The organism is Myxococcus sp. MxC21-1 (assembly GCF_032612255.1).
GTDB lineage: Bacteria > Myxococcota > Myxococcia > Myxococcales > Myxococcaceae > Myxococcus > Myxococcus virescens.
Window position 1 is genome coordinate 730,694 of the sequence record NZ_CP123278.1, and the last position, 19,409, is coordinate 750,102.

Sequence of the window (19,409 nt, forward strand, 5' to 3'; positions counted from 1 at the left end):
GGCCCATGAGCCTGCGGGACTGGCTGTCGCGATGGAGCTGGGGCGGCGCGCCGGTGCCCGCCTTCTACGACGAGTCCTACCGGCTGCCCCTCACCGGCATCGAGTCCTCCGCGGGCATCGAGCCGCGCGGGGTGGACTTCACCACCGGTATCTCCTGGAGGCCCGCGCGCTGCGCACCCAGGACGTGCACCACCCGCAGCCGGTGAGCCTCGCCGAGCTGTCGCGCGTGCATGACGCCGCCTACCTGGAGTCGCTCGGCCAGCCGGAGACGCTGGCGCGCATCTTCGCCACCGACCCCGCCGACGTGCCGGTGGACGCGCTGCTGTCCAACCTGCGGCGGGTGTGCGGCGGCACGCTGGGCGCGGCGCGGCTCGCGGTGGCGCGCAAGGGCCCGGTGGTGAACATGGCGGGCGGCTTCCACCACGCCGGTCCGGCGCGCGGCGGCGGTTTCTGCGCGGTGAATGACATCGCGATTGCGCTCGCCGCCCTCCACGCGGAGGGCTTCGACGGGCAGGCCGTGGTGCTCGACCTGGATGCCCACCCGCCGGATGGCACGGCGGAGTGTCTGGCGGGACAGAAGCGGGCCTGGATTGGCTCGCTGTCCGGCAGCGACTGGGGCGCGTTGTCGCCCGAAGTGGATGAGACGCGCGTCCCCGAGCACACGGACGACAGGACGTACCGCCCTGCTCGACGGACTCCTGGAGCGCATGCCCCGGCCGGACGTGGCCTTCGTCATCGCGGGCAGCGACGTGCTCGCGGGAGACCGCTTCGGCCGCGTGGGCCTGTCCCTGGACGGCGCCCGTCGCAGGGACCGGGCCCTGGCGCGTGCCCTGCGTGGCATCCCCAGCGTCTGGCTTCCAGGCGGGGGCTATCACCGCGACGCGTGGAAGGTGTTCGCGGGCACCGTGCTCGTCCTCGCGGGGCAGGGCCGTCGCCGCATCAGGGCGCGCTACGACCCGCTGAGCGCGCGGTATCGGCGCATCGCCCGCTCACTGACGCGCGAGGGCGCGACGCCGCTGGACGAGCCCATCACCCAGGAGGACCTGGAGGGCGCCCTCGGCCTGAGCGGCGGCCAGCGCCAGCCGCGCATCCTCGGCTACTACACGGCGCAGGCGCTCGAGTACGCCTTCTTCCGCTACGGAATCCTCTCCTACGTGGAGCGGCTCGGCTACAGCCGGCTGCGCGTGGAGGTGGGCTCCGTGGGAGAGGGGGACCGGATGGAGGTGCACGGCTGGGCCGCGGGCCAGGAGCACCAGCTGGTGGACTGCGTCGTGGAGCGCCGCGTGCTGGCGGGGAGCCCTTCCTCTTCGTCAACTGGCTCAGCCTGCGCCACCCGCGCGCCCGCTTCAGAGAGGGGCGCTCGCGGCTCCCCGGCCAGGACGTGCCGGGCCTGGGCCGGCGCGCGAGGCGACGGAGATGTTGCTCGTGATGGCCCGGCGTCTCGTCCTGGCCGGCGTGGCCTTCCGTCCCATGTGGTTCCACCGGCGGCGCTGGCGCGCTCGCGCTTTCGTTTCCTCGACCCGGCGCGGCAGGGGCGCTTCGAGGCGCTGCTGCGCGACCTGGGACAGTTGCCCCTCCTGGAGGTCTCCCAGTCGGTGGTGGACGGCCATGTCCTGCTCAACGGTCAGCCCTACGCATGGGAGGCGAGCGACATGGTGTCGCGCCTGGAGCCCGAGGCCGGAGACGTGGAGGCCATTGCCCGGGAGCGCGAGCGCTGCCGCTTCACCTGGGAACCCACCCGGCTGGCCACCGGAGCATGATAGGGAAGGGGCGTGGACCTGGACGCGCTTCGCCGTGAGCAGCACAAGCGCCGGCTCTCCTGGATGCCGTGGCTCTACTTCGTCCTCAAGCCCCGCCACCGCGAATGGGCGGATGCCTGGCAGCGCGAGGTGCAGGCGCTGCTGCGCGAACTGGAGACGGTGGAAATCGCGGAGGGGTGCTTCATCGCCCCGGAGGCGCGCATCTTCGCCGAACCCGGACGCACCGTCTCCATCGGCCCCGGGTGCAGCATCGCCGCGGATGTCTTCCTCCACGGCCCTGTGACACTCGGGCCCCGGGTGAGCATCAACGCCCGGGCGAGCCTGGACGGCGGCGCCGCGGGCATCCGCATCGGCGAGGGCACCCGCATCGCCACCGGGGCCACCCTCTACGGCTTCGACCACGGCATTGCCCCGGACCGGCCCGTGCGCGAGCAACCCGTCACCTCGCGGGGGCTCGTCATCGGCGCGGACGTGTGGGTGGGGGCCAATGCCGGCATCACGGACGGTGTCACCGTGGGGGACCACGCCGTGGTGGCCATGGGGGCCGTCGTCACCCGGGATGTGCCGGCGTGGGCCATTGTCGCGGGCGTGCCGGCCCGCGTCGTAGGGGACCGGCGGCAGCGGCCCCGCTCAGGTGCTCCGGGTGGATGGGAGCCCGAAGACGGAGCGTGAACTTCTCCCGCATTCATTGACTTCCAGTTATTGAGACCCAATATGCTTCGGGTCGACGTCGCTCCGGGAGGGGAACCGCAGGGTCTGGATTCGCTCCCGGCAGCCGTAGGTGCTGTCAGGACTCCGGCCCCTCTCCGATGAGGCGCGAGGGAGGCCAGCACGTGGCAGACGAGCAACGGGACGCGGCGGTCATGGACGCTCCCGGGAAGGCTTCAGGGACGGCTCCCGCCGACATGGCGTGTGAGCTGCTCCCTCCCATGAAGTCGCAGGCGTCACACGCCGGGAGCCAGGTGGAGTCCGAGCGCTTCCGGCACCTGTCCGAGCTGCTGCATGAGGTGGTGTTCCAGCTCGACGCGCAGGGGCGGCTCACGGTGCTGGGCGGTGCCTGGGAGCGGCTCACCGGGACGCCCGTGTCCGCGTGGCGGGGCCGCGCGCTCCTGGAGGCCATCCACCCGGAGGACCGCGAGCGCGCCCAGGCCTTGCTGGCGTACACGCCCGGCACCCCCGTTTCGCGTCAGGAAGTGCGCGTGGACACGGGCGGCGGCCAGGGCATCCGCTGGGTGGAGCTGTCCGCCCGGGCCCTGGCCACCTTGCCGGGCGAGGTGATGGGGACGCTCCTGGACGTGACGTCGCGGCGCACCGCCGAGGAGGCCGTCACCACCCGCGAGCGCTACCTGGAAGCCATGGTGCAGGTGCAGCGGCGGATGATGGGGCACGAGCTGCCGGACGACCTCTACGGCGCCGTCGTCGAGCCGCTGGGCCACGTGTCCGCCGCCAGCCGCGTCTATGTCTTCGAGATGCACTTCGCCGAGGACGGCGCGCTGCTGGCGTCGCAGCGCGCGGAGTGGTGCGAGCCGGGGATTCCTCCCAACCTGGAGGACCCCAACATGCACGGCCTGCCCTTCGACGCGGCCCTGCGGCCCCACCAGTCCGAAAAGCTGCAGCGCGGCGAGCCGGTGCAGGGCCAGCCGCGCGACTTCTCGGAGCTGCTGGCGCCCATGCTGGAGGCGCAGGGCGTCCGCTCCGTGCTGCTGCTGCCCATGCACGTCCACGGGCAGCTCTTCGGCGTCATCGGCTTCGACAACTGCCGCGAACCCGAGTCCTGGGGCCCCATCGAGGTGAACCTGCTGTCGGGCGCGGCGGGCGCGCTGTCCCTGGCGCTGGAGCAGCGCTCGGCCAACGCGCTGCGCATGCGCACGGAGACGACGCTGCGGCGCACCGAGGCCGGCGTCCACCTGCTCATCGAGGCCTTCCCGGACCCGGTGCTGGTGCACGTGGGCGACGGCGTGCTGCTCTCCGTCAACCCGGCGCTGGTGCAGTACCTGGGCTTCCGCGACGCCTCGGAGTTGGTGGGCCGCCACATGCTGGACCTGGTCCGCCCCGAGGACCGGGGGCCGCGCAGCTCCACCTGAGCCAGGCGCTGGAGGGCAAGAGCGCGGCGCGCGTGGTGGAGATGCCGCTGGTGCGCAGCGACGGCGAGGTGGTGGTGGCGGACCTGGTGACGCTGGCCGTGGTGCTGGACGGCTCGCCCGCGCGCATCACCGTGGCGCGAGACTTCACCGAGCGCAAGCGCACCCAGGCGCAGCTCATGCTGACCGACCGCATGGCCTCCATGGGCCTCCTGGCCGCCGGCATCGCCCACGAGCTGAACAACCCCCTGGCCTACGTGCTGTCCAACCTGGACTTCCTCCACAGCGCCGTGGGCGGCGTGCGTCCACGGATGCTCTCCCCGGAGGACATGGTGGAGCTGCGGCAGGTGCTCGACGACGCCCGCGAGGGCGCCGAGCGCATGCGCCAGATTGTCCGCCAGCTGCGCGTCTTCTCCCGCGTGGAGGACGGCAAGGAAGAGTCGGTGGACGTCCACGCGGTGCTCGAATCCGTGACGCAGATGGCCGCCAGCGTGGTGCGCGCCCGCGCCCGGCTGGTGAAGGACTACGGAGAGGTGCCGCTCGTCCGTGGCAACGAGGGCAAGCTGTTCCAGGTGTTCCTCAACCTCCTCATCAACGCCGCGCACGCCATCGAAGAGGGCGATTCGGAGGCGAACGAAATCCGCCTCACCACCCGCACGGAGGTGGGCGGCCGGGTGATGGTGGTGGTGAGCGACACGGGCCAGGGCATCCCCCCGGAGCACCTGCGCCGCATCTTCGACCCCTTCTTCACCACCAAGTCCTCTGGCCTGGGCACCGGCCTGGGGCTGTCCATCTGTGACACGATTGTGACGGCGCTGGGCGGCCACATCTCCGTGGAGTCGTCGGTGGGCGCCGGCACCACCTTCCGCGTGGCGCTCAGCGCCGCGCCGCCCAAGGCCCCGGCGAACCGGCCGGGCGCGTGAGCGCTGAGACGGCCGGTGTCACCTCCGGCCCTCGCGCGAACTGTAGCTCTCTCGACGGCTCGTTCTTCCGGTACTGCACGCCCGCCCTGAAGCGTTATCCACTTCCACCCCGGGGGATGTCCCCTGGCGCCTTGGAGGCAGGCCATGCGCACCCACTTCGTCCGGCATCTGCTGGCGCTCTCGCTCGTGCTCGCGACGGGCGCCCAGGCGGCCAGCCAGCCCTGGCGGACCTCCCCTCATCCGGAGTCCTCCGCGTCCGGCCTGACGGGCGCGTGCGAAGACGCGCGGGACTTCCTGCTGGGCGCGGGCAGCGCCGACATCACCGGTCCCGCCGCCGAGGTGGGGATGATGGGCTACGGCATGCTGGAGCAGCAGACCACCGGCATCCACCAGCGGCTGCGCTCGCGCGCGTTCGTCATCGCCTCGCCCTGCAACGGCAAGCGGGTGGCCTTCGTCAGCGCGGACCTGGGCATGGTGTTCCAGGCGGTGAAGCAGCAGGTCGTGGAGCGGCTGCGCGCGCGTTATGGCGACCTGTACACCGACGACAACGTGCTGCTGAGCGCCACCCACACCCACTCCGGGCCCGGGGGCTATTCGCACTACACCTTCTACAACCTCACCACGCTGGGCTTCTCGCCGCAGAACTTCGAGGCCATCGTCTCCGGCATCGTCGCGTCCATCGTCCGGGCGCATGAGCGGCTCGCCGAGGGCACGTTGCGCCTGTCGTCGGGGGAGTTGTTCGGGGCCAGCCGCAACCGCTCTCCCAACGCCTACCTGCTCAACCCGGCCGAGGAGCGCGCCCGCTACGCGCACGACGTGGACACGCGGATGACGCTGCTGCGTCTCACCCGCGCGGATGGCACCGACGTGGGGCTCATCAACTGGTTCGCGGTGCACGCCACGTCCATGGGCAACGGCAACACGCTCATCAGTGGCGACAACAAGGGCCTGGCCTCGTACCTCGCCGAGCAGGCGCAGGGGGCCGGGGACACGTTCGTCGCCGCCTTCGCCAACGCGAACGAGGGCGACGTGACGCCCAACATCCTGGGAGGCACGAACGGCGGCGGTGCCAATGACTTCGACGACACGGACCTCTCCGGCCGCAAGCAGTACGACTTCGCCGCGAAGCTGTGGGCGGAGGCGAAGACGCCGCTCACGGGCGGCGTGGACTACCGGCACGTCTACGTGAAGATGGACGCGGTGGACGTGGCGCCCGCCTTCGCGGACGGCGCGCCGCGAGCCACCTGCCCGGCCGCCATCGGCGTGTCCATGCTGGCGGGGGCGGAGGACGGGCCGGGCGTCGGCGTGGAGGGCGTCACCTGCGCCGCCGGCCAGAATGCCTGGGGGCAGTTCAGCTGCTCGCTCGCCACCACGCCGTGCCAGGCGGAGAAGCCCATCGTCCTGGAGACGGGCAGCATGCGGCCCTTCCCGTGGACGCCGGAGGTGCTGCCCCTGCAACTGGTCACCATCGGCAACCTGGCGCTGGTGGCGGTGCCCTTCGAGCTGACGACCATGGCCGGACGCCGCCTGCGCGACACCGTGGAGACGGCGCTGGCGCCCGCGGGCGTGACGGACGTCGTCATCGCGGGCCTGTCCAATGCCTATTCGGGCTACGTGACCACCCGCGAGGAGTACGCGCGCCAGGACTACGAAGGGGCTTCCACGCACTTTGGCCCGTGGACGCTCGCGGCCCTCCAGCAGAACTTCCACCTGCTGGCCACGTCGCTGCGGGACGGCGCCGGTGTGCCTCCCGGGCCCACGCCCAGGGACCTGCGCAAGGAGCAGCTCAGCCTGCAACCCGGCGTGGTGTTCGACGACAAGCTCTTGTGGGTGGACTTCGGCGAGGTCGTCACCGACGCGCGGCCCACGTACTCGCGCGGCGACACGGCGAGCGCCACCTTCTGGGGGGCATCCCAAGAATGACTTGCGCCTGGAGGGCACCTTCCTGCGCGTGCAGCGGCGCGAGCCGGACGGCACCTGGACGGACGTGGCCACCGACGCGGACCCGGCCACGCGCTACCAGTGGCGGCGCGAGAACTGCGTGCCCACGTTGGCGTGCTCCCACGTCACCGTGACGTGGGGCATCCCCGACGACACGGTGCCGGGCACGTACCGGCTCGTCCACGAAGGCAACTGGAAGTCGGGCTGGGACGGCAACGTGCGGCCCTACTCCGGTGCCTCACGGCCCTTCACGGTGAAGTGACGCGCGGCCCGCGTCACAGCACCACCTCCGCGCGCATCAACGTGGACGCGGGCGTGGTCAGCCGGTGGGGCTGCACGCGGCGGATGAGCTCGCACAGCCGGGCGGATGGGTTGATGAACTGCACGCCCACGCCCGTGGACAACATGCCCCACGTTTGCGCCTGGGCGGCGTCCACGTGGCGCACCACCTCGCCCGCGCACTCCACCAGCTCGCCGGCCAGCAGCAGGGTGAACTCCAGTCGGTTGAACAGGCGTGGGAAGGGGTCCGCGCAGCACATGAAGAGTCCGCCCCGGCTCAGCTCCGTGCACAGCACCTCCACGTCGCCCGCGCCGGAGCGGCGCCGCACCCGCGCCACCCACGTCAGGGGTGGGGTGAGCGCGTTGGGCTCCGTCGCCGGGTCCTCCATGTCCAGCCACGCCAGGGACGGCACCGGCGTGTGGCTGCGCGGCGGCGGCGTCTGGGGGGACAGGGCGTCCGTCAATGGCTGGGCGGCGGCCAGCAGCAGGGCCTCCTTGAACTCCAGCGCGGTGGCGTAGCGGTCCTCGCAGCGGCGCGACAGCGCGCGCAGCAGCACCTCCGACAAGGCGGGCGGCACCCCGGGCACCAGCAGGTGCGGCGGCGGCGCGCCCACCGGGCCCGTGCCCAGCGCCAGCTCCACCATCTGCCCCCGCTCGAAGGGGAGCTGCCCCGTGGACAGGTAGTAGGCCGTCACCGCCAGCGCGTAGATGTCCGCGCGTCCGTCCACCGGCTGCCCCGCGGACTGCTCGGGCGCCATGTACGCCGGCGTGCCCAGGACGATGCCCGCCGCCGTCTCATCCTCACCCGGGTGGGGGCGGCGCGCCTTGGCCACGCCGAAGTCCAGCACGCGCAGCGACGGCGGCTCACCCGCGTGCCGCACTACGAAGAGGTTGTCCGGCTTCAAGTCCCGGTGCACCACGCCGCACCGGTGCGCCGCGTCCAGCGCGTCACACGCCTGCGCCAGCAGCGACACCAACGCGGCGGGCACCATGGGCCGGGGCAGGTGCGACATGGGCACGCCTTCCAGGTACTCCATGACGAAGTAGTGGATGCCGCCGGGCGCCTCGTTGATGTCGAAGATGTGGACGATGTTCGGATGGCCCACCACGTTGACCGTGCGTGCCTCCGCGTAGAAGCGCGCGCGCAGGCTTTCGTCCCGGCCCAGGTGGGGGTGCAGCACCTTCACCGCCACCCGTGCGCCAATGCGCGTCTGCTCGCCCAGGTAGACGGTGCCCATCCCTCCCGCGCCCAGCCGGCGGACCAGCCGGTAACTTCCCAACGTCTGGCCCGTGAGGTCCGCGGGAGGGGCTTCCGCGTCGCCCGTGGACAGATACACCTGCGTCCAGGGCTCGCCGCCACACGCCACATCGTGGGGATGCTCGGTCAGACAGAGCTCGCAGTGCATGGTTCCCTGAAGCAGACACCAGGGCGGCGCCCGGGCGCGCATCACCCCGGGCACGCACCGTCTGTCAGGTGGCAATGCGGCGCCGCTCCGTCGACCAGCGGACCGGTGACTCCTGCCGTGGGACGGCTGGCCTCAGCTCGCGGCGAAGGGGGCGGCGTCGACGCGCACACCCACGTACGACGGGAAGCGTGGCACGCCGTCGTTGGACAGCTCCTGGTAGCGGAAGGTGATGATGGCTCCCACGGGGGCGGCGCTGCGCGCTCCGCGTCCGACAGGCCCGTGCCCACGCTGAAGCGCGTGCCGTTGCGCAGCTCCACCTCCAGCGCGCCCAGGCGGCCCTTGTGGCGGCCCGCGCCCGCCACGTGTCCCACCACGCGCGCTTCGTCGTCCTTGAAGCTCTTCACCTTGAGCAGCGTGTGGGAGCGGCCCGCCTCGTAGCGAGAGCCGGGCTGGCGCAGCATGAGGCCTTCTCCACCCAGCGACTCCACGCGCGCCAGCTCCGCGCGCAGGTGCGGCGTGCCGTTACAGCGCGCGTGGGCGTGCCACTGCGCATACGCGGGCTTCGCCTCCTCCATCCACTGCCGGCAGCGCTCCAGCCGCGCCTCGAATGTGCCTTCCACGCCGGGCGCGTCGAAGGCGACGAAGGCCAGCTCCTTCCAATCGTCGCTGCGGTCCTGTCGGCGGACGATGCTCACCGTGCGCTGGAAGCGCTTGCGCCCGCCGAACAGCTCACCGTCGAGCGGGAAGTCCGGCAGCCCCGCGGTGAACCACTCCGGCGCGAGGAACGCGTTGCCCAGCCGCGACCAGAACTGCTTCCCGTCCCAGTACGCGCGCACGCCGTCCAGCTTCTCGCTCATCCACCAGCCGGTGAGGTCCACGTCGTTCTCCCACGACTGGGCCAGCAGCAGGGGCGGGGCCTTGGTGTCGTCACTGGCCGACGTGCTCCTCGTCGGACGCGAGGGCCGCGGGCGCGCCGGACGCGTCACCGCCGATGCGCGCGTTCTCCGCGGCGTCTCCGCGCACGCGGCGCAGGTGCTTGCAGGTGCGCCGCTCGATGGCCACCGACTGGTTGCGCCAGGCCGGGCATGAGCACGAATACACACCGCCGGTGTTCTTGAGGATGTAGGGCTTGGAACCCGAGCCCTGAACCGAGACCTGCTCCCCGTCCGCGATGTCCGCCATGACCGACCCTCCGTGCCGCATCCGGAGCGGCGATGGGATGAAGCATACCCCCCGGGGCTGACGTTTCAGGACGTGATGCGGTGGGCATTCCGCCGCGGATGGGGTGGCGTGAGGCCGTTGGGCACCCCACGATGGGGAGTGGGCCCCGGAAGCAGGAGGAGTCGCGTCAATGGTCGTCATCATCATGGGGGTATCTGGAGCGGGGAAGACGACGGTGGGCCGCACCCTGGCGGCCGAGCTGGGCTGGCGCTTCATCGACGCGGATGACCTGCACCCGCGCTCCAACGTGGTGAAGATGGCCGCGGGCGCGCCGCTGACGGACGAGGACCGCGCCCCCTGGCTGCGCAAGCTGCGCGATGAAGTGGCCCGGGCGCTGGCGCAGGGCGAGGACGTGGTGATGGCGTTCTCCGGCCTCAAGCAGGCCTACCGCACGCTGCTGGAGGAGCTGGACCCCGCACACGTGAAGTGGGTGTTCCTGCACGCGCCGCATGAGGTGCTCGCCCGCCGGATGTCGCAGCGCCAGGGCCACTTCATGCCCGCGTCCCTGCTGGAGAGTCAGATGGCGGCCATGGAGCTGCCCTCGCGCGCACTCAGCGTGGACGTGACGCCGCCGCCAGCGGACATCGTGAAGCACATCCGTGACGAGCTGGGTGTCTGACGGCTGAACTCCCGCGTCGAAGCAGGAGGACAGCCCGTTCCTTGGTCACCCGGCTGGTGTATAGCGCTCTGTTGGGTTGCCACCTTTCCGCTTCACCCACCCTCGAGGACCCGCGCAATGCCCACCGCTTCGACGCCACCCATCTCCGCCCAGGATGCTCTTGCGCGCCTTCGGGAGGGCAATCAGCGGTTCGTCCTGAACGCGCGCAACATGGAGAACCCGCTCGGCCGCTCCGCCCGGCAGGCGCTGGTGGCGGGGCAGAGTCCCTTCGCCATCATCCTCTCGTGTTCGGACTCGCGTGCGCCGTCGGAGTACATCTTCGATCAGGGGTTGGGGGACCTGTTCGTCATCCGCGTGGCGGGCAACGTCGTCGCGCCGTCGCTGGTGGGCAGCGTGGAGTTCGCGGCGGCGAAGTTCGGCACGCGCCTGGCGGTGGTGATGGGGCATTCGCACTGCGGCGCCATCCAGGCCACGCTGGACTACGTGCGTGAGGGCAAGAGCGAGGCGTCCGAGAACATCCGCGACATCGTGGAGCGCTGCCTCGAGCCGGTGACGACGGTGGTGAGCGCCGCCGGGCCGAAGGCGGACTGGGAGTTCCTGATGAAGGAGGCCGTCCGCGCCAACATCCGCAACTCCTGCGACACTCTCCGCCATGGCAGCCGCCTGCTGGAGCGTCTGTGCCGCGAGGACGGCATGCGCATCGTCGGCGCCGAGTACTCGCTGGAGACGGGCGCGGTCGACTTCTTCAACGGCGTCTGAGAGAGGACACTTTCATGAAGAAGCTGGTCAACGCCCCTCGCGCGGTGGTGCGGGAGATGCTGGAGGGGTTGGTCTCGCTCGCCCCCGGGCAGGTGCTGCTGGAAGCGGAGTCGGTGGTGCTCCGCGCCGACACGCCTTCCGACGTCCGCGCGCGCAAGGTGGCTGTCATCTCCGGCGGCGGCAGCGGCCATGAGCCGGCGCACGCGGGCTACGTGGGCGCGGGCATGCTGGACGCGGCGGTGGCCGGTGACGTCTTCACCTCGCCCAGCACCGATGCCGTGCTGGCCGCCATCCGCGCCGTCGCGGGGCCCGCGGGCGCGCTGCTCGTCGTGAAGAACTACACGGGGGACCGGCTCAACTTCGGGCTCGCCGCCGAGCTGGCGCGGGCCGAGGGCATCCCCGTGGAGACGGTGGTGGTGGCGGACGACGTGTCCCTGCACGACACGGTGGAGCCCGCGCGGCGCCGGGGCATCGCTGGCACGGTGCTGGTCCACAAGGTCGCGGGCGCGGCGGCCGCGGCGGGCGCGGCGCTCCAGGACGTCCTCCGCGAGGCCACCGCGGCGGCGGAGGCGCTGGGCACCATGGGCGTGGCCCTGGGGCCCTGCACCGTGCCCGCGGCGGGCAAGCCGGGCTTCACCCTGGAGGAGGACGAAATCGAGCTGGGCCTGGGCATCCACGGCGAGCAGGGCGTGCGGCGCGTGCCGATGCAGACGGCGGACAGCCTGGTGGACACGCTGCTCACCACCATCGTCGAGGACCGGCGCATCAGCTCGGGAGACAGGGTGGTGCTGCTCGTCAACGGACTGGGCGGAACGCCGCCCATGGAGCTGGCCATCGTCGCCCGGCGCGCGCTGGCCGCTCTGCGTCAGGGCGGCATCCGCGTGGAGCGCGCGTGGAGCGGGACGTTCCTCTCCGCGCTGGAGATGCCCGGCTGCTCGTTGACGCTGCTGAAGGTGGACGACGCGCGGCTGGCCCGCCTGGATGCGGCGGCGGATGCGCCCGCGTGGCCCGGCGCGGGACGGCTGCCGAAGGAGCCGGGGGTGTACCGGCCTTCGTCCACGGCGTCTCCGGCATCGCTTCCGGCGGAGGCGCCGCAGCCGGGGATGGACCGCTTCCGGAAGGCCGCCTTGCGGGTGGCGGACGCGTTCGAGCAGTCGGAGCCCCGGCTGACCGCGCTCGACAGCGCCGCGGGCGACGGTGACCTGGGCCTCAGCCTGGTGCGTGGCGCCGAGGCGATTCGCGCCCTCCCGGAGGACGCGTGGACGAGCCCCGCACGCGCGTTGACGGCCATTGGCAATGCCCTGCGGCGCAGCATTGGCGGCAGCTCGGGGCCCTTCTATGCGACGGCGCTGCTGCGCGCCGCGCGCAGGCTGGCGGAAGGGCCCGCGGATGCCGCCGCATGGGCCGAGGCCTTCGACCTCGCCGTCGCCGCCGTATCGGAGCTGGGCGGCGCGCGGCCTGGGGACCGCACCATGCTTGATGCGCTCCGGCCCGCCGCCGACGCCTTCGCGAAGGGGTGCGCGGCGGGCAGGGGGCTCGCGAGGCCTGGGCCTCGGCGGTGCACGCGGCCGAGGCGGGAGAGGAGGCGACGTCCCGGATGCAGCCACGCCTGGGACGCGCCAGCTACCTGGGTGCGCGCGCCGTCGGTGTGCCGGACGCCGGCGCCGCGGCCGTGGTGGTGTGGATGAAGGCGCTCACACCAGGCATCGGCTGAGCGCCGTCGGGATTCGGACCTTCCGGCCTACTGCACCCAGCGTTTGCTGGTCTGGTACACGTCCATCAGGGGGGAGACCAGGGTGAGGCGCGGCCCCCAACGGGTGGCGTCCTCCAGGTCTTCAACCCGCAGGGATTTCAGTGAAAGAATTTCCGACATACAGGCCAGCGGCGCGTGCTGCCAGACCCGGGTGAGGTCGTCCGCCGTCACGTCGCCGATGAGCTCGCCGTGCACGTCGTCCACCACCGGTAGCCGGCTCAGGCCATACCGCTGCATCAGTGACAGTGCCCTCACCACCGTGTCCTTGGGGAAGAGCGTCACTGCCTTCGCCACCGTGTCCTCGCGCTCCACGTACAGTTCCGTCATCGCCGGCCTCGCCACCCTGTTGTTGCCCTGCGAGGCACCGTAGCAAGACAGTTGCCAACAACCGGGGCGTTGCCGGGTGTGGGCGGAGAGGCAGGCGAGGGCTGGCTCCTGTCGCCCGGGTGACACACTTCGTGGGACGAAGGCGGCTACAGCCGGATGCCCACCGAGGTCCGCAGCTGGGTGTCGAGCTTGGGCACGCCCAGGGGCGGAGAGTTGTCGAAGGTGAGGTTGAAGCCGATGCCCACCGAGAGGCGCTGGTTGGGCTTCACCTCGAAGATGGTGTCGTTGAGCAGGCGGATGTCGGCGGGGTTCGTCACGCGGGGCTGGGCGTAGAGCGTCTGCACCAGGAAGACGTTCTCCATGAACTCCAGCCGCCCCAGCACGTAGCTGGACAGGCGTGGGTCGGTGCGGAACTCCCCGGTATCCGGTTCGGAATCCCGGCGGATGCGCTCGTGCTCCAGCATCAGCGCGAGCCCCACCACCAGCGTGGCCTTCTCGTCGGTCAGCACCCTCACCCGGGGCCCCGCGCCCAGCAGGGCCCGGAACTGGATGCGGCGGAACTTGTCGAACTCGTGTTGGAGGAACACCTCGCCGGAGAGCCGCTCCGTGAATCCGTAACGGTAGCGGACGTGCTCCATCACCTTGCTGACGATGACCTCATCGGCGGCGAAGGCGTACTCCCCCCGGAGGACGGCCAGCCAGGTGTGCGTCTCGCTGCGCCACTGGCCCAGCAGGGCGCCGCGCACGCTGAAGAGGTCGGTGCTGCCCGTGCGCCAGTCCGCGCCCAGGTCCACGGCCGCCGAGCGCCCCGGTCCCGTGTTCTCGTCGAACAGCGCCTGGACGTTGACGATCTGCGCCGCCGCGCTCGCCGCATGAAGCCACACGAGTAGCAGCACCCACCTGCTGGATTTCCGTCCCGCCATGGCCCGGGTCTGCCCCGTCGGCCGGCATGTTTCAAGGGCTCCCGTGCCTCTCAGGGCAGGCGCTCCACCGTGGCCCCCGCGCGCTCCAGCAGCTCCCGATACCAGTCGAAGGCGCGCGCGGTCCGCTCGCCCAGGGCCTTGGCGCCCCAGAGCACGGTGAGGGTGCGGCAGGTGTCCGCGTTCGTCTTGGTGCGCTGCGCGTCCTTGACGGCGTTGGCGCACGGGCCCTCCGCGTCGAAGAGGCACAGCAGGCCCGCCAGGTCGATGCTCTGCCCGGACGCGTTGAAGACGTACTGCGCGCCCTCCGGGGCCACGCCTACGCGGAAGGGGCGGTGGCCCGGTCCAGGTCCACCACGCTGATGGGCAGGCCGCTGTGCAGGGACACCGCGTTGCAGGCATCCACGGCCAGGTTGATGGCGCCCAGCGAGCCGTCACCCGAGGCACGCACCAGGTACTCCGACGCGGGCTTGCCACGCCCGGTGGGCTTGTAGCCGCCGTGGCGGAGCATGTCGCGGATGGCGCCGCGCACGGTGTCGTCGCTGGACAGGGGCGCGGTGGCGCCGGGCTTCAGCAGGGCCACCAGCCACTCAGGGGAGGGCAGTCCGCCCAGCGGCCCGGGGAAGGTGGTGGTGAAGGCCAGGGTGTTCAGGGAGGGGTGGGCGTCGACGGTCAGCACGGCGCGGCAGTCTATGTCACGGCCCGAGTGGGGGCAGGTCCCACTTCCAGCCTGGGACCGGGGGCTCCCTCGCCTATCGGCTCCCATGCAAGAGAAGTCGCTTTCCAGGGGTTCGGAACATTCTTTCCGGGGCGGGCTACGTGGCATAAGGGCGCCGCACCCGCTTCCGGGCCCCCCGCACGCACATGATTCGTCTCGACAACATCAGCAAGCAGAACGGCCAGCAGATTCTCTTCATCGAGGCCTCCGCGGCGCTCCACAAGGGGGAGAAGGTGGGCCTCGTCGGACCCAACGGGGCCGGCAAGACGACGCTGTTCCGGATGATTACCAGCCAGGAGCACCCCGACGAGGGCCAGGTCGCGGTCGACCGGGGCGTCACCATTGGCTACTTCAGCCAGGACGTGGGTGAGATGGAGGGCCGCAGCGCCGCCGCCGAGGTGATGGACGGCGCGGGCCCGGTGAGCACGGTGGCCGCCGAGCTGAAGGAGCTGGAGGCCGCCATGGCCGACCCGGACCAGGCGGACAACATGGACAAGCTCGTGGAGCGCTACGGCCTGGTCCAGGGGCGCTTCGAGGAGCTGGGCGGCTACGCGCTGGAAGGCCGCGCGCGGGAGATTCTCGCGGGCCTGGGCTTCACCCAGGAGATGATGGACGGCGACGTGGGCGCGCTGTCGGGTGGTTGGAAGATGCGCGTGGCGCTGGCCCGCATCCTCCTGATGCGTCCGGACGCGATGCTGCTCGACGAGCCGAGCAACCACCTCGACATCGAGAGCCTCATCTGGCTGGAGGAGTTCCTCAAGAACTACGACGGCGCGCTGCTGATGACGTCGCACGACCGCGAGTTCATGAACCGCATCGTGAACAAGGTGGTGGAGATCGACGGCGGCTCGCTGTCGACGTACACCGGCAACTACGAGTTCTACGAGCAGCAGCGGGCGATGAACGAGAAGCAGCAGCAGGCGCAGTTCGAGCGCCAGCAGGCCATGCTCGCCAAGGAGCTGAAGTTCATCGAGCGCTTCAAGGCGCGCGCCTCGCACGCCGCGCAGGTGCAGAGCCGGGTGAAGAAGCTGGAGAAGATTGAGCGCGTGGAGCCGCCCAAGCGGCGCCAGACGGTGCTCTTCGAGTTCCAGCCGGCGCCGCGCTCGGGCGACGACGTGGTGAGCCTGAAGGGCGTTCACAAGGCCTACGGCAGCCGCATCATCTACGAGGGGCTGGACTTCCTGGTGCGCCGCACGGAGCGCTGGGCCGTCATGGGCGTCAACGGCGCGGGCAAGTCCACGCTGCTGAAGCTGGTGACGGGCTCCACGCAGCCGGACACGGGCAACGTGGCGCTGGGTGGCAGCGTGAAGATGGGTTACTTCGCGCAGCACGCCATGGACCTGCTGGACGGCGAGCGGACGGTGTTCCAGTCGCTGGAGGACGCCTTCCCCCGCGCGGGGCAGGGCTCGCTGCGGGCGCTGGCCGGCTGCTTCGGCTTCTCCGGCGACGAGGTGGAGAAGAAGTGCCGCGTGCTGTCCGGTGGTGAGAAGGCCCGGCTCGTCATGGCGAAGATGCTCTTCGACCCGCCGAACTTCCTGGTGCTGGACGAGCCCACCAACCACCTGGACATGGCCACGAAGGAGATGCTGATTACGGCGCTCTCCCGCTACGAGGGGACGATGCTGTTCGTCTCCCACGACCGTCACTTCCTGGCCGCGCTGTCCAACCGCGTGTTGGAGCTGACGCCCGAGGGCATCCACCAGTACGGCGGTGGTTACACGGAGTACGTCGCGCGCACCGGCCAGGAAGCGCCCGGTCTGCGGAGCTGAAGCACCGCGAGGGGCCCGGCGTCCGCCGGGCACATCGCGCTTCACGGCGGCTCAGGGCTCCACGCGGCCCTGGGCCGTCAGGGCGCTTCGCAGCGCCCGCATCTCACCCAGCAGCTCCTTCGCCGCGCCCAGCGTCGCGGCCGAGGAGGCCACGGGCGCGGGCAGCGCTGGCTCGGGATGCTGCGGCTCGCCCAATCCGGCGTCCCGGTGCATGCGCACCCGCGCCATGATGACGTCGCGAATCTCCTCCGGATTGTCCACGCCCCGGAAGTGGGCCTCGTGCAGTCCTTCCGTGTGTGAGGCGTCCGCGTCCTGCGCGCCGCGCTTGCTGCCTCCGCCCGCCGTCTCCACCTTCACGTCGGCGATACCGAACAGCCGCTGGAGCGGGTTCTGCCGGATGGAGACCTGCTGGATGTTGGCGAAGGTCATCGTCTTCTCCTGGATGGAGACGAGCCCTTCCCGGATGCGCAGGCTGCGGTCGGAGAGGATGTACCAGCGGTACTCGTAGTCGAGCCACGCCACCAGGAAGGTGATGGGGGCCTGCACGGCGAACGCGAGCCAGGCGAACATCTCGAAGACGAAGAAGACCGTGTCCGCGTGCGCGTAGGGCAGGTGCGGGACGAACCGGTTCTTCACCGCCACCCAGGTGAAAATCAGGCCCACCACGACGCCGGCCTGCCGCAGGCCCCAACGGAGCAACTGGAGCTGGCGATGGGCCGGGGCGGCGCGGAACACGCGAACCGCCGCGCCTTCGGGGATGTGCGGCGCGGGGGCACCTTCAGCAGGCGCAGGAGCCAGGCAGGCGCGGCGTCAGACATCCTGCTTCTCCCGCGTGGCGCCGCCGTCCAGGCTGAGCCGCAGGGCGCGCACCTCCTCGGCAATCTCGCGGAGCGTGGCCGCCAGTGCGTCATGGTCACCGGCGGGCATGGCGCGTGCGCTCTCCTGCGTGGGCACTGCGCGCTCCCGGCTTCCCCGCATCTTCGAATAGAGGAAGTCCCGCATGGCTCCGAAGTCGGGCACACCTTCGATGGTGATTTCCGCCTGAGAGTTGCCGCTCGCCGTCTGGATTTGGATGCGCGCCAGCCCCAGCCAGCGCTCCACCAGGTTGCTGGACAGGTGGATGTCCTGGATGCGCGCGTAGGTGAGGGACACCTCCCGCCGGAAGAGGATGCCCCAGCGGACGGTGATGCCTTCGTCGTCCAGCGTGTAGCGCAGCGTCTGGTACTTGAAGTAGCGGATGAGCCCGAGGATGGGGAAGCCGGGCCCGGCCAGCAGCGCGCTGACGAGGTAGTAGGTGAGCAGGCTGCGGTGCGGTTGCAGCACCGTGGGCAGGCGCGACAGGAAGCCCCCGTCACCATCGGGGACCACCGTCAGAGGGGAAGGCGACCCCGGGTCTGTCATGTGCGGCTCACCAGCAGGCGTCTTTCGCGAGAGAGGTCTCAGGCATTACGGACCGGAGCATCTCTCATTTCACGCCTATTCGAACAACCGCCCCGCCAGCCGCGCCAGCTTCTGCGCCTTGCCCGTGAAGGGCGGGAAGAACAGGTGGACCAGGGACGTGCGCCCCTGGCGCAGCACGGCGCGCTCGTGGCTGAAGGTCCGGAAGCCCGTCTCGCCGTGATACGCGCCCACGCCGCTGGCGCCCACGCCGCCGAAGGGCAGGTTCGGATTCACATTGTGCAGCACCACCGTGTTGATGCACGTGCCGCCCGCGCGAGTCTCCCGCAGCAGCCGCTCCACCGTGGCCTCATCGTTGCTGAACACGTAGAGCGCCAGGGGCTTGCCGTCCTCGCGCACGTGCGACACCACTTCGTCCAGGGACTCGAAGCGCAGCACCGGCAGCACCGGTCCGAAAATCTCCTCGGCCATGATGGGCGCGTCCGGCGTCACGTCCGCGAGCACCGTGGGCGCGATGTATCGCGACTCCGCGCCCACGCCGCCGCCCACCACCACGCGCGCGCCGGCCTCCACGGTGCGGTCCATCAACTGGCGCACCCGCGTGAAGGCGCTGTCATCCACCATGCGGCACAGGTCCAGGCTCGCGCGGCGCGCCTCCTCGGTGCGGCCGTAGAAGCGCTCCAGGGCCTCCTTCATCGCCTCCAGCAGCGCCTCTTCCTTCGACGCGTGGACCCAGACGTGGTCGGGGGCGATGCACGTCTGCCCGCCGTTGAGGAACTTACCCCACACCACGCGCTCGGCAGCGGCGGCGACATCCGCCGTCTCATCGACGATGACGGGCGACTTGCCACCCAGCTCCAACGTCACGCTGGCCAGGTGCTTCGCCGCGGCCTCCATCACCCGCCGGCCCACGCGGGCCCCACCGGTGAAGAAGAAGTGGTCGAAGGGCAGCCGCAGCAGCGCCTCGCCCACCTCCGGGCCTCCCTCCACCACCGCGACCTCTTCTGGGGGAAAGACGTCCTTCACCAGCTCCGCGATGAAGCGCGCCGTGTTGGGCGTCTTCTCACTGGGCTTGCACAGGACGGCGTTGCCCGCGGCCACCGCGGCGACCAGCGGCGACACCAGCAGGTGGAAGGGGTAGTTCCACGGGGCCATCACCAGCACCACGCCCCGGGGCTCGTACTGCACCAGGCTGGACGTGCCGGTGAGCAGCAGGGGCGTGGAGACCTTCCGGGGCTTCATCCACGTCTTGAGGTGCTTCTGGATGGAGGCCAACTCCATCAGGACGGGGAGGACCTCGGTGGCCTCCACCTCCGCGCGCGGCTTGCGGAAGTCGGCGTGGAGCGCCTCGGCCAGGGCCTCGCGCCGGGCGACGAGCAGCGTCTTGAGCTGCTCCAGCCGGGCCAGCCGTTCCTTCATGCCGCGGCGCGCCACCTCCCAGCGATGCGCATGAAGGCGGTCGAACGCCTCCTGCACACCGTCCGGCATCCGTGCTTCTTCCAACTTCACCACGCGCATCGCCCGGCTCCTTCCGG

13 protein-coding genes and 5 pseudogenes are annotated in these 19,409 nt (G+C 71.1%); 9 read left to right on the plus strand and 9 right to left on the minus strand.

All coding sequences use genetic code 11. The annotated features are described in order from the left end of the window. The first annotated feature begins 5 nt into the window (after positions 1-5). The 5 genes and pseudogenes from QEG98_RS41610 (at position 6) to QEG98_RS03540 (ending at position 6,967) form a co-directional block, all read left to right on the plus strand. Positions 6-1,760, plus strand: a pseudogene (locus QEG98_RS41610) (histone deacetylase). Positions 1,761-1,772: 12 nt separating this feature from the next. Next, positions 1,773-2,432: an acyltransferase gene (locus QEG98_RS03525; protein WP_316565751.1), complete on the plus strand. Its 660-nt coding sequence runs from the start codon at positions 1,773-1,775 to the stop codon at positions 2,430-2,432. Positions 2,433-2,689: 257 nt separating this feature from the next. Beyond that, entirely contained in the window at positions 2,690-3,844 is a 1,155-nt protein-coding gene (locus tag QEG98_RS03530) for a PAS domain-containing protein (RefSeq protein WP_316565752.1), read from the plus strand. Between the two features lie 41 nt (positions 3,845-3,885). Next, complete coding sequence (locus QEG98_RS03535) at positions 3,886-4,764, plus strand: sensor histidine kinase (protein WP_316567818.1); 879 nt, start codon at positions 3,886-3,888, stop codon at positions 4,762-4,764. Between the two features lie 144 nt (positions 4,765-4,908). After that, positions 4,909-6,967: pseudogene (locus QEG98_RS03540) on the plus strand (neutral/alkaline ceramidase). 13 nt (positions 6,968-6,980) lie between these two features. Here QEG98_RS03540 and QEG98_RS03545 read toward each other — a convergent pair. The 3 genes and pseudogenes from QEG98_RS03545 to QEG98_RS03560 form a co-directional block, all read right to left on the minus strand. Next, the gene (locus tag QEG98_RS03545) at positions 6,981-8,390 is read right to left on the minus strand and encodes a serine/threonine-protein kinase (RefSeq protein WP_316565753.1); all 1,410 of its coding nucleotides are present in this window, start codon (positions 8,388-8,390) and stop codon (positions 6,981-6,983) included. A 132-nt stretch (positions 8,391-8,522) separates the two neighbouring features. Further along, positions 8,523-9,376 (minus strand): annotated as a pseudogene (locus tag QEG98_RS03555) (DNA ligase). Further along, a complete protein-coding gene (locus QEG98_RS03560) occupies positions 9,318-9,572 on the minus strand; it encodes a hypothetical protein (RefSeq protein ID WP_316565754.1) in 255 nt (84 codons plus the stop codon). Before QEG98_RS03560 ends, QEG98_RS03555 begins: the two are co-directional and overlap by 59 nt. A 169-nt stretch (positions 9,573-9,741) precedes the next feature. Here QEG98_RS03560 and QEG98_RS03565 point away from each other — a divergent pair, with 169 nt between their 5' ends. The 3 genes and pseudogenes from QEG98_RS03565 (at position 9,742) to QEG98_RS03575 (ending at position 12,703) form a co-directional block, all read left to right on the plus strand. After that, entirely contained in the window at positions 9,742-10,230 is a 489-nt protein-coding gene (locus tag QEG98_RS03565) for a gluconokinase (RefSeq protein ID WP_316565755.1), read from the plus strand. Between the two features lie 117 nt (positions 10,231-10,347). Continuing rightward, positions 10,348-10,989, plus strand: coding sequence for a carbonic anhydrase (locus tag QEG98_RS03570; protein WP_141591611.1), 642 nt, complete (start codon positions 10,348-10,350; stop codon positions 10,987-10,989). A 14-nt stretch (positions 10,990-11,003) separates the two neighbouring features. Beyond that, a pseudogene (locus QEG98_RS03575) lies at positions 11,004-12,703 on the plus strand (dihydroxyacetone kinase family protein). A 27-nt stretch (positions 12,704-12,730) separates the two neighbouring features. On the opposite strand, the gene QEG98_RS03580 reads toward QEG98_RS03575, so the two are convergent. The 3 genes and pseudogenes from QEG98_RS03580 to QEG98_RS03590 form a co-directional block, all read right to left on the minus strand. After that, positions 12,731-13,069, minus strand: coding sequence for a CBS domain-containing protein (locus QEG98_RS03580; RefSeq protein WP_186817966.1), 339 nt, complete (start codon positions 13,067-13,069; stop codon positions 12,731-12,733). 146 nt (positions 13,070-13,215) lie between these two features. After that, entirely contained in the window at positions 13,216-13,992 is a 777-nt protein-coding gene (locus QEG98_RS03585; protein ID WP_316565756.1) for a YdiY family protein, read from the minus strand. Positions 13,993-14,042: 50 nt separating this feature from the next. Further along, positions 14,043-14,668, minus strand: a pseudogene (locus QEG98_RS03590) (hypothetical protein). Between the two features lie 185 nt (positions 14,669-14,853). Between QEG98_RS03590 and QEG98_RS03595 the strand changes: the two are divergent. Continuing rightward, positions 14,854-16,476, plus strand: a complete 1,623-nt coding sequence (locus QEG98_RS03595) for an ABC-F family ATP-binding cassette domain-containing protein (protein ID WP_090486165.1) — start codon at positions 14,854-14,856, stop codon at positions 16,474-16,476. A gap of 51 nt (positions 16,477-16,527) precedes the next feature. Here the strand turns inward: QEG98_RS03595 and QEG98_RS03600 are convergent, their stop codons facing one another. The 3 genes from QEG98_RS03600 to QEG98_RS03610 form a co-directional block, all read right to left on the minus strand. After that, positions 16,528-17,211 (minus strand): PH domain-containing protein, encoded by a 684-nt coding sequence (locus QEG98_RS03600; protein WP_316565757.1) that lies wholly within the window; start codon positions 17,209-17,211, stop codon positions 16,528-16,530. 75 nt (positions 17,212-17,286) lie between these two features. Then, positions 17,287-17,877, minus strand: a complete 591-nt coding sequence (locus tag QEG98_RS03605; protein ID WP_316565758.1) for a PH domain-containing protein — start codon at positions 17,875-17,877, stop codon at positions 17,287-17,289. 75 nt (positions 17,878-17,952) lie between these two features. Next, positions 17,953-19,392 carry an aldehyde dehydrogenase family protein gene (locus tag QEG98_RS03610; protein ID WP_090486156.1) on the minus strand — a complete coding sequence of 480 codons (1,440 nt, stop codon included), beginning with the start codon at positions 19,390-19,392 and terminating at the stop codon, positions 17,953-17,955. Between the last annotated feature and the right edge of the window lie 17 nt (positions 19,393-19,409).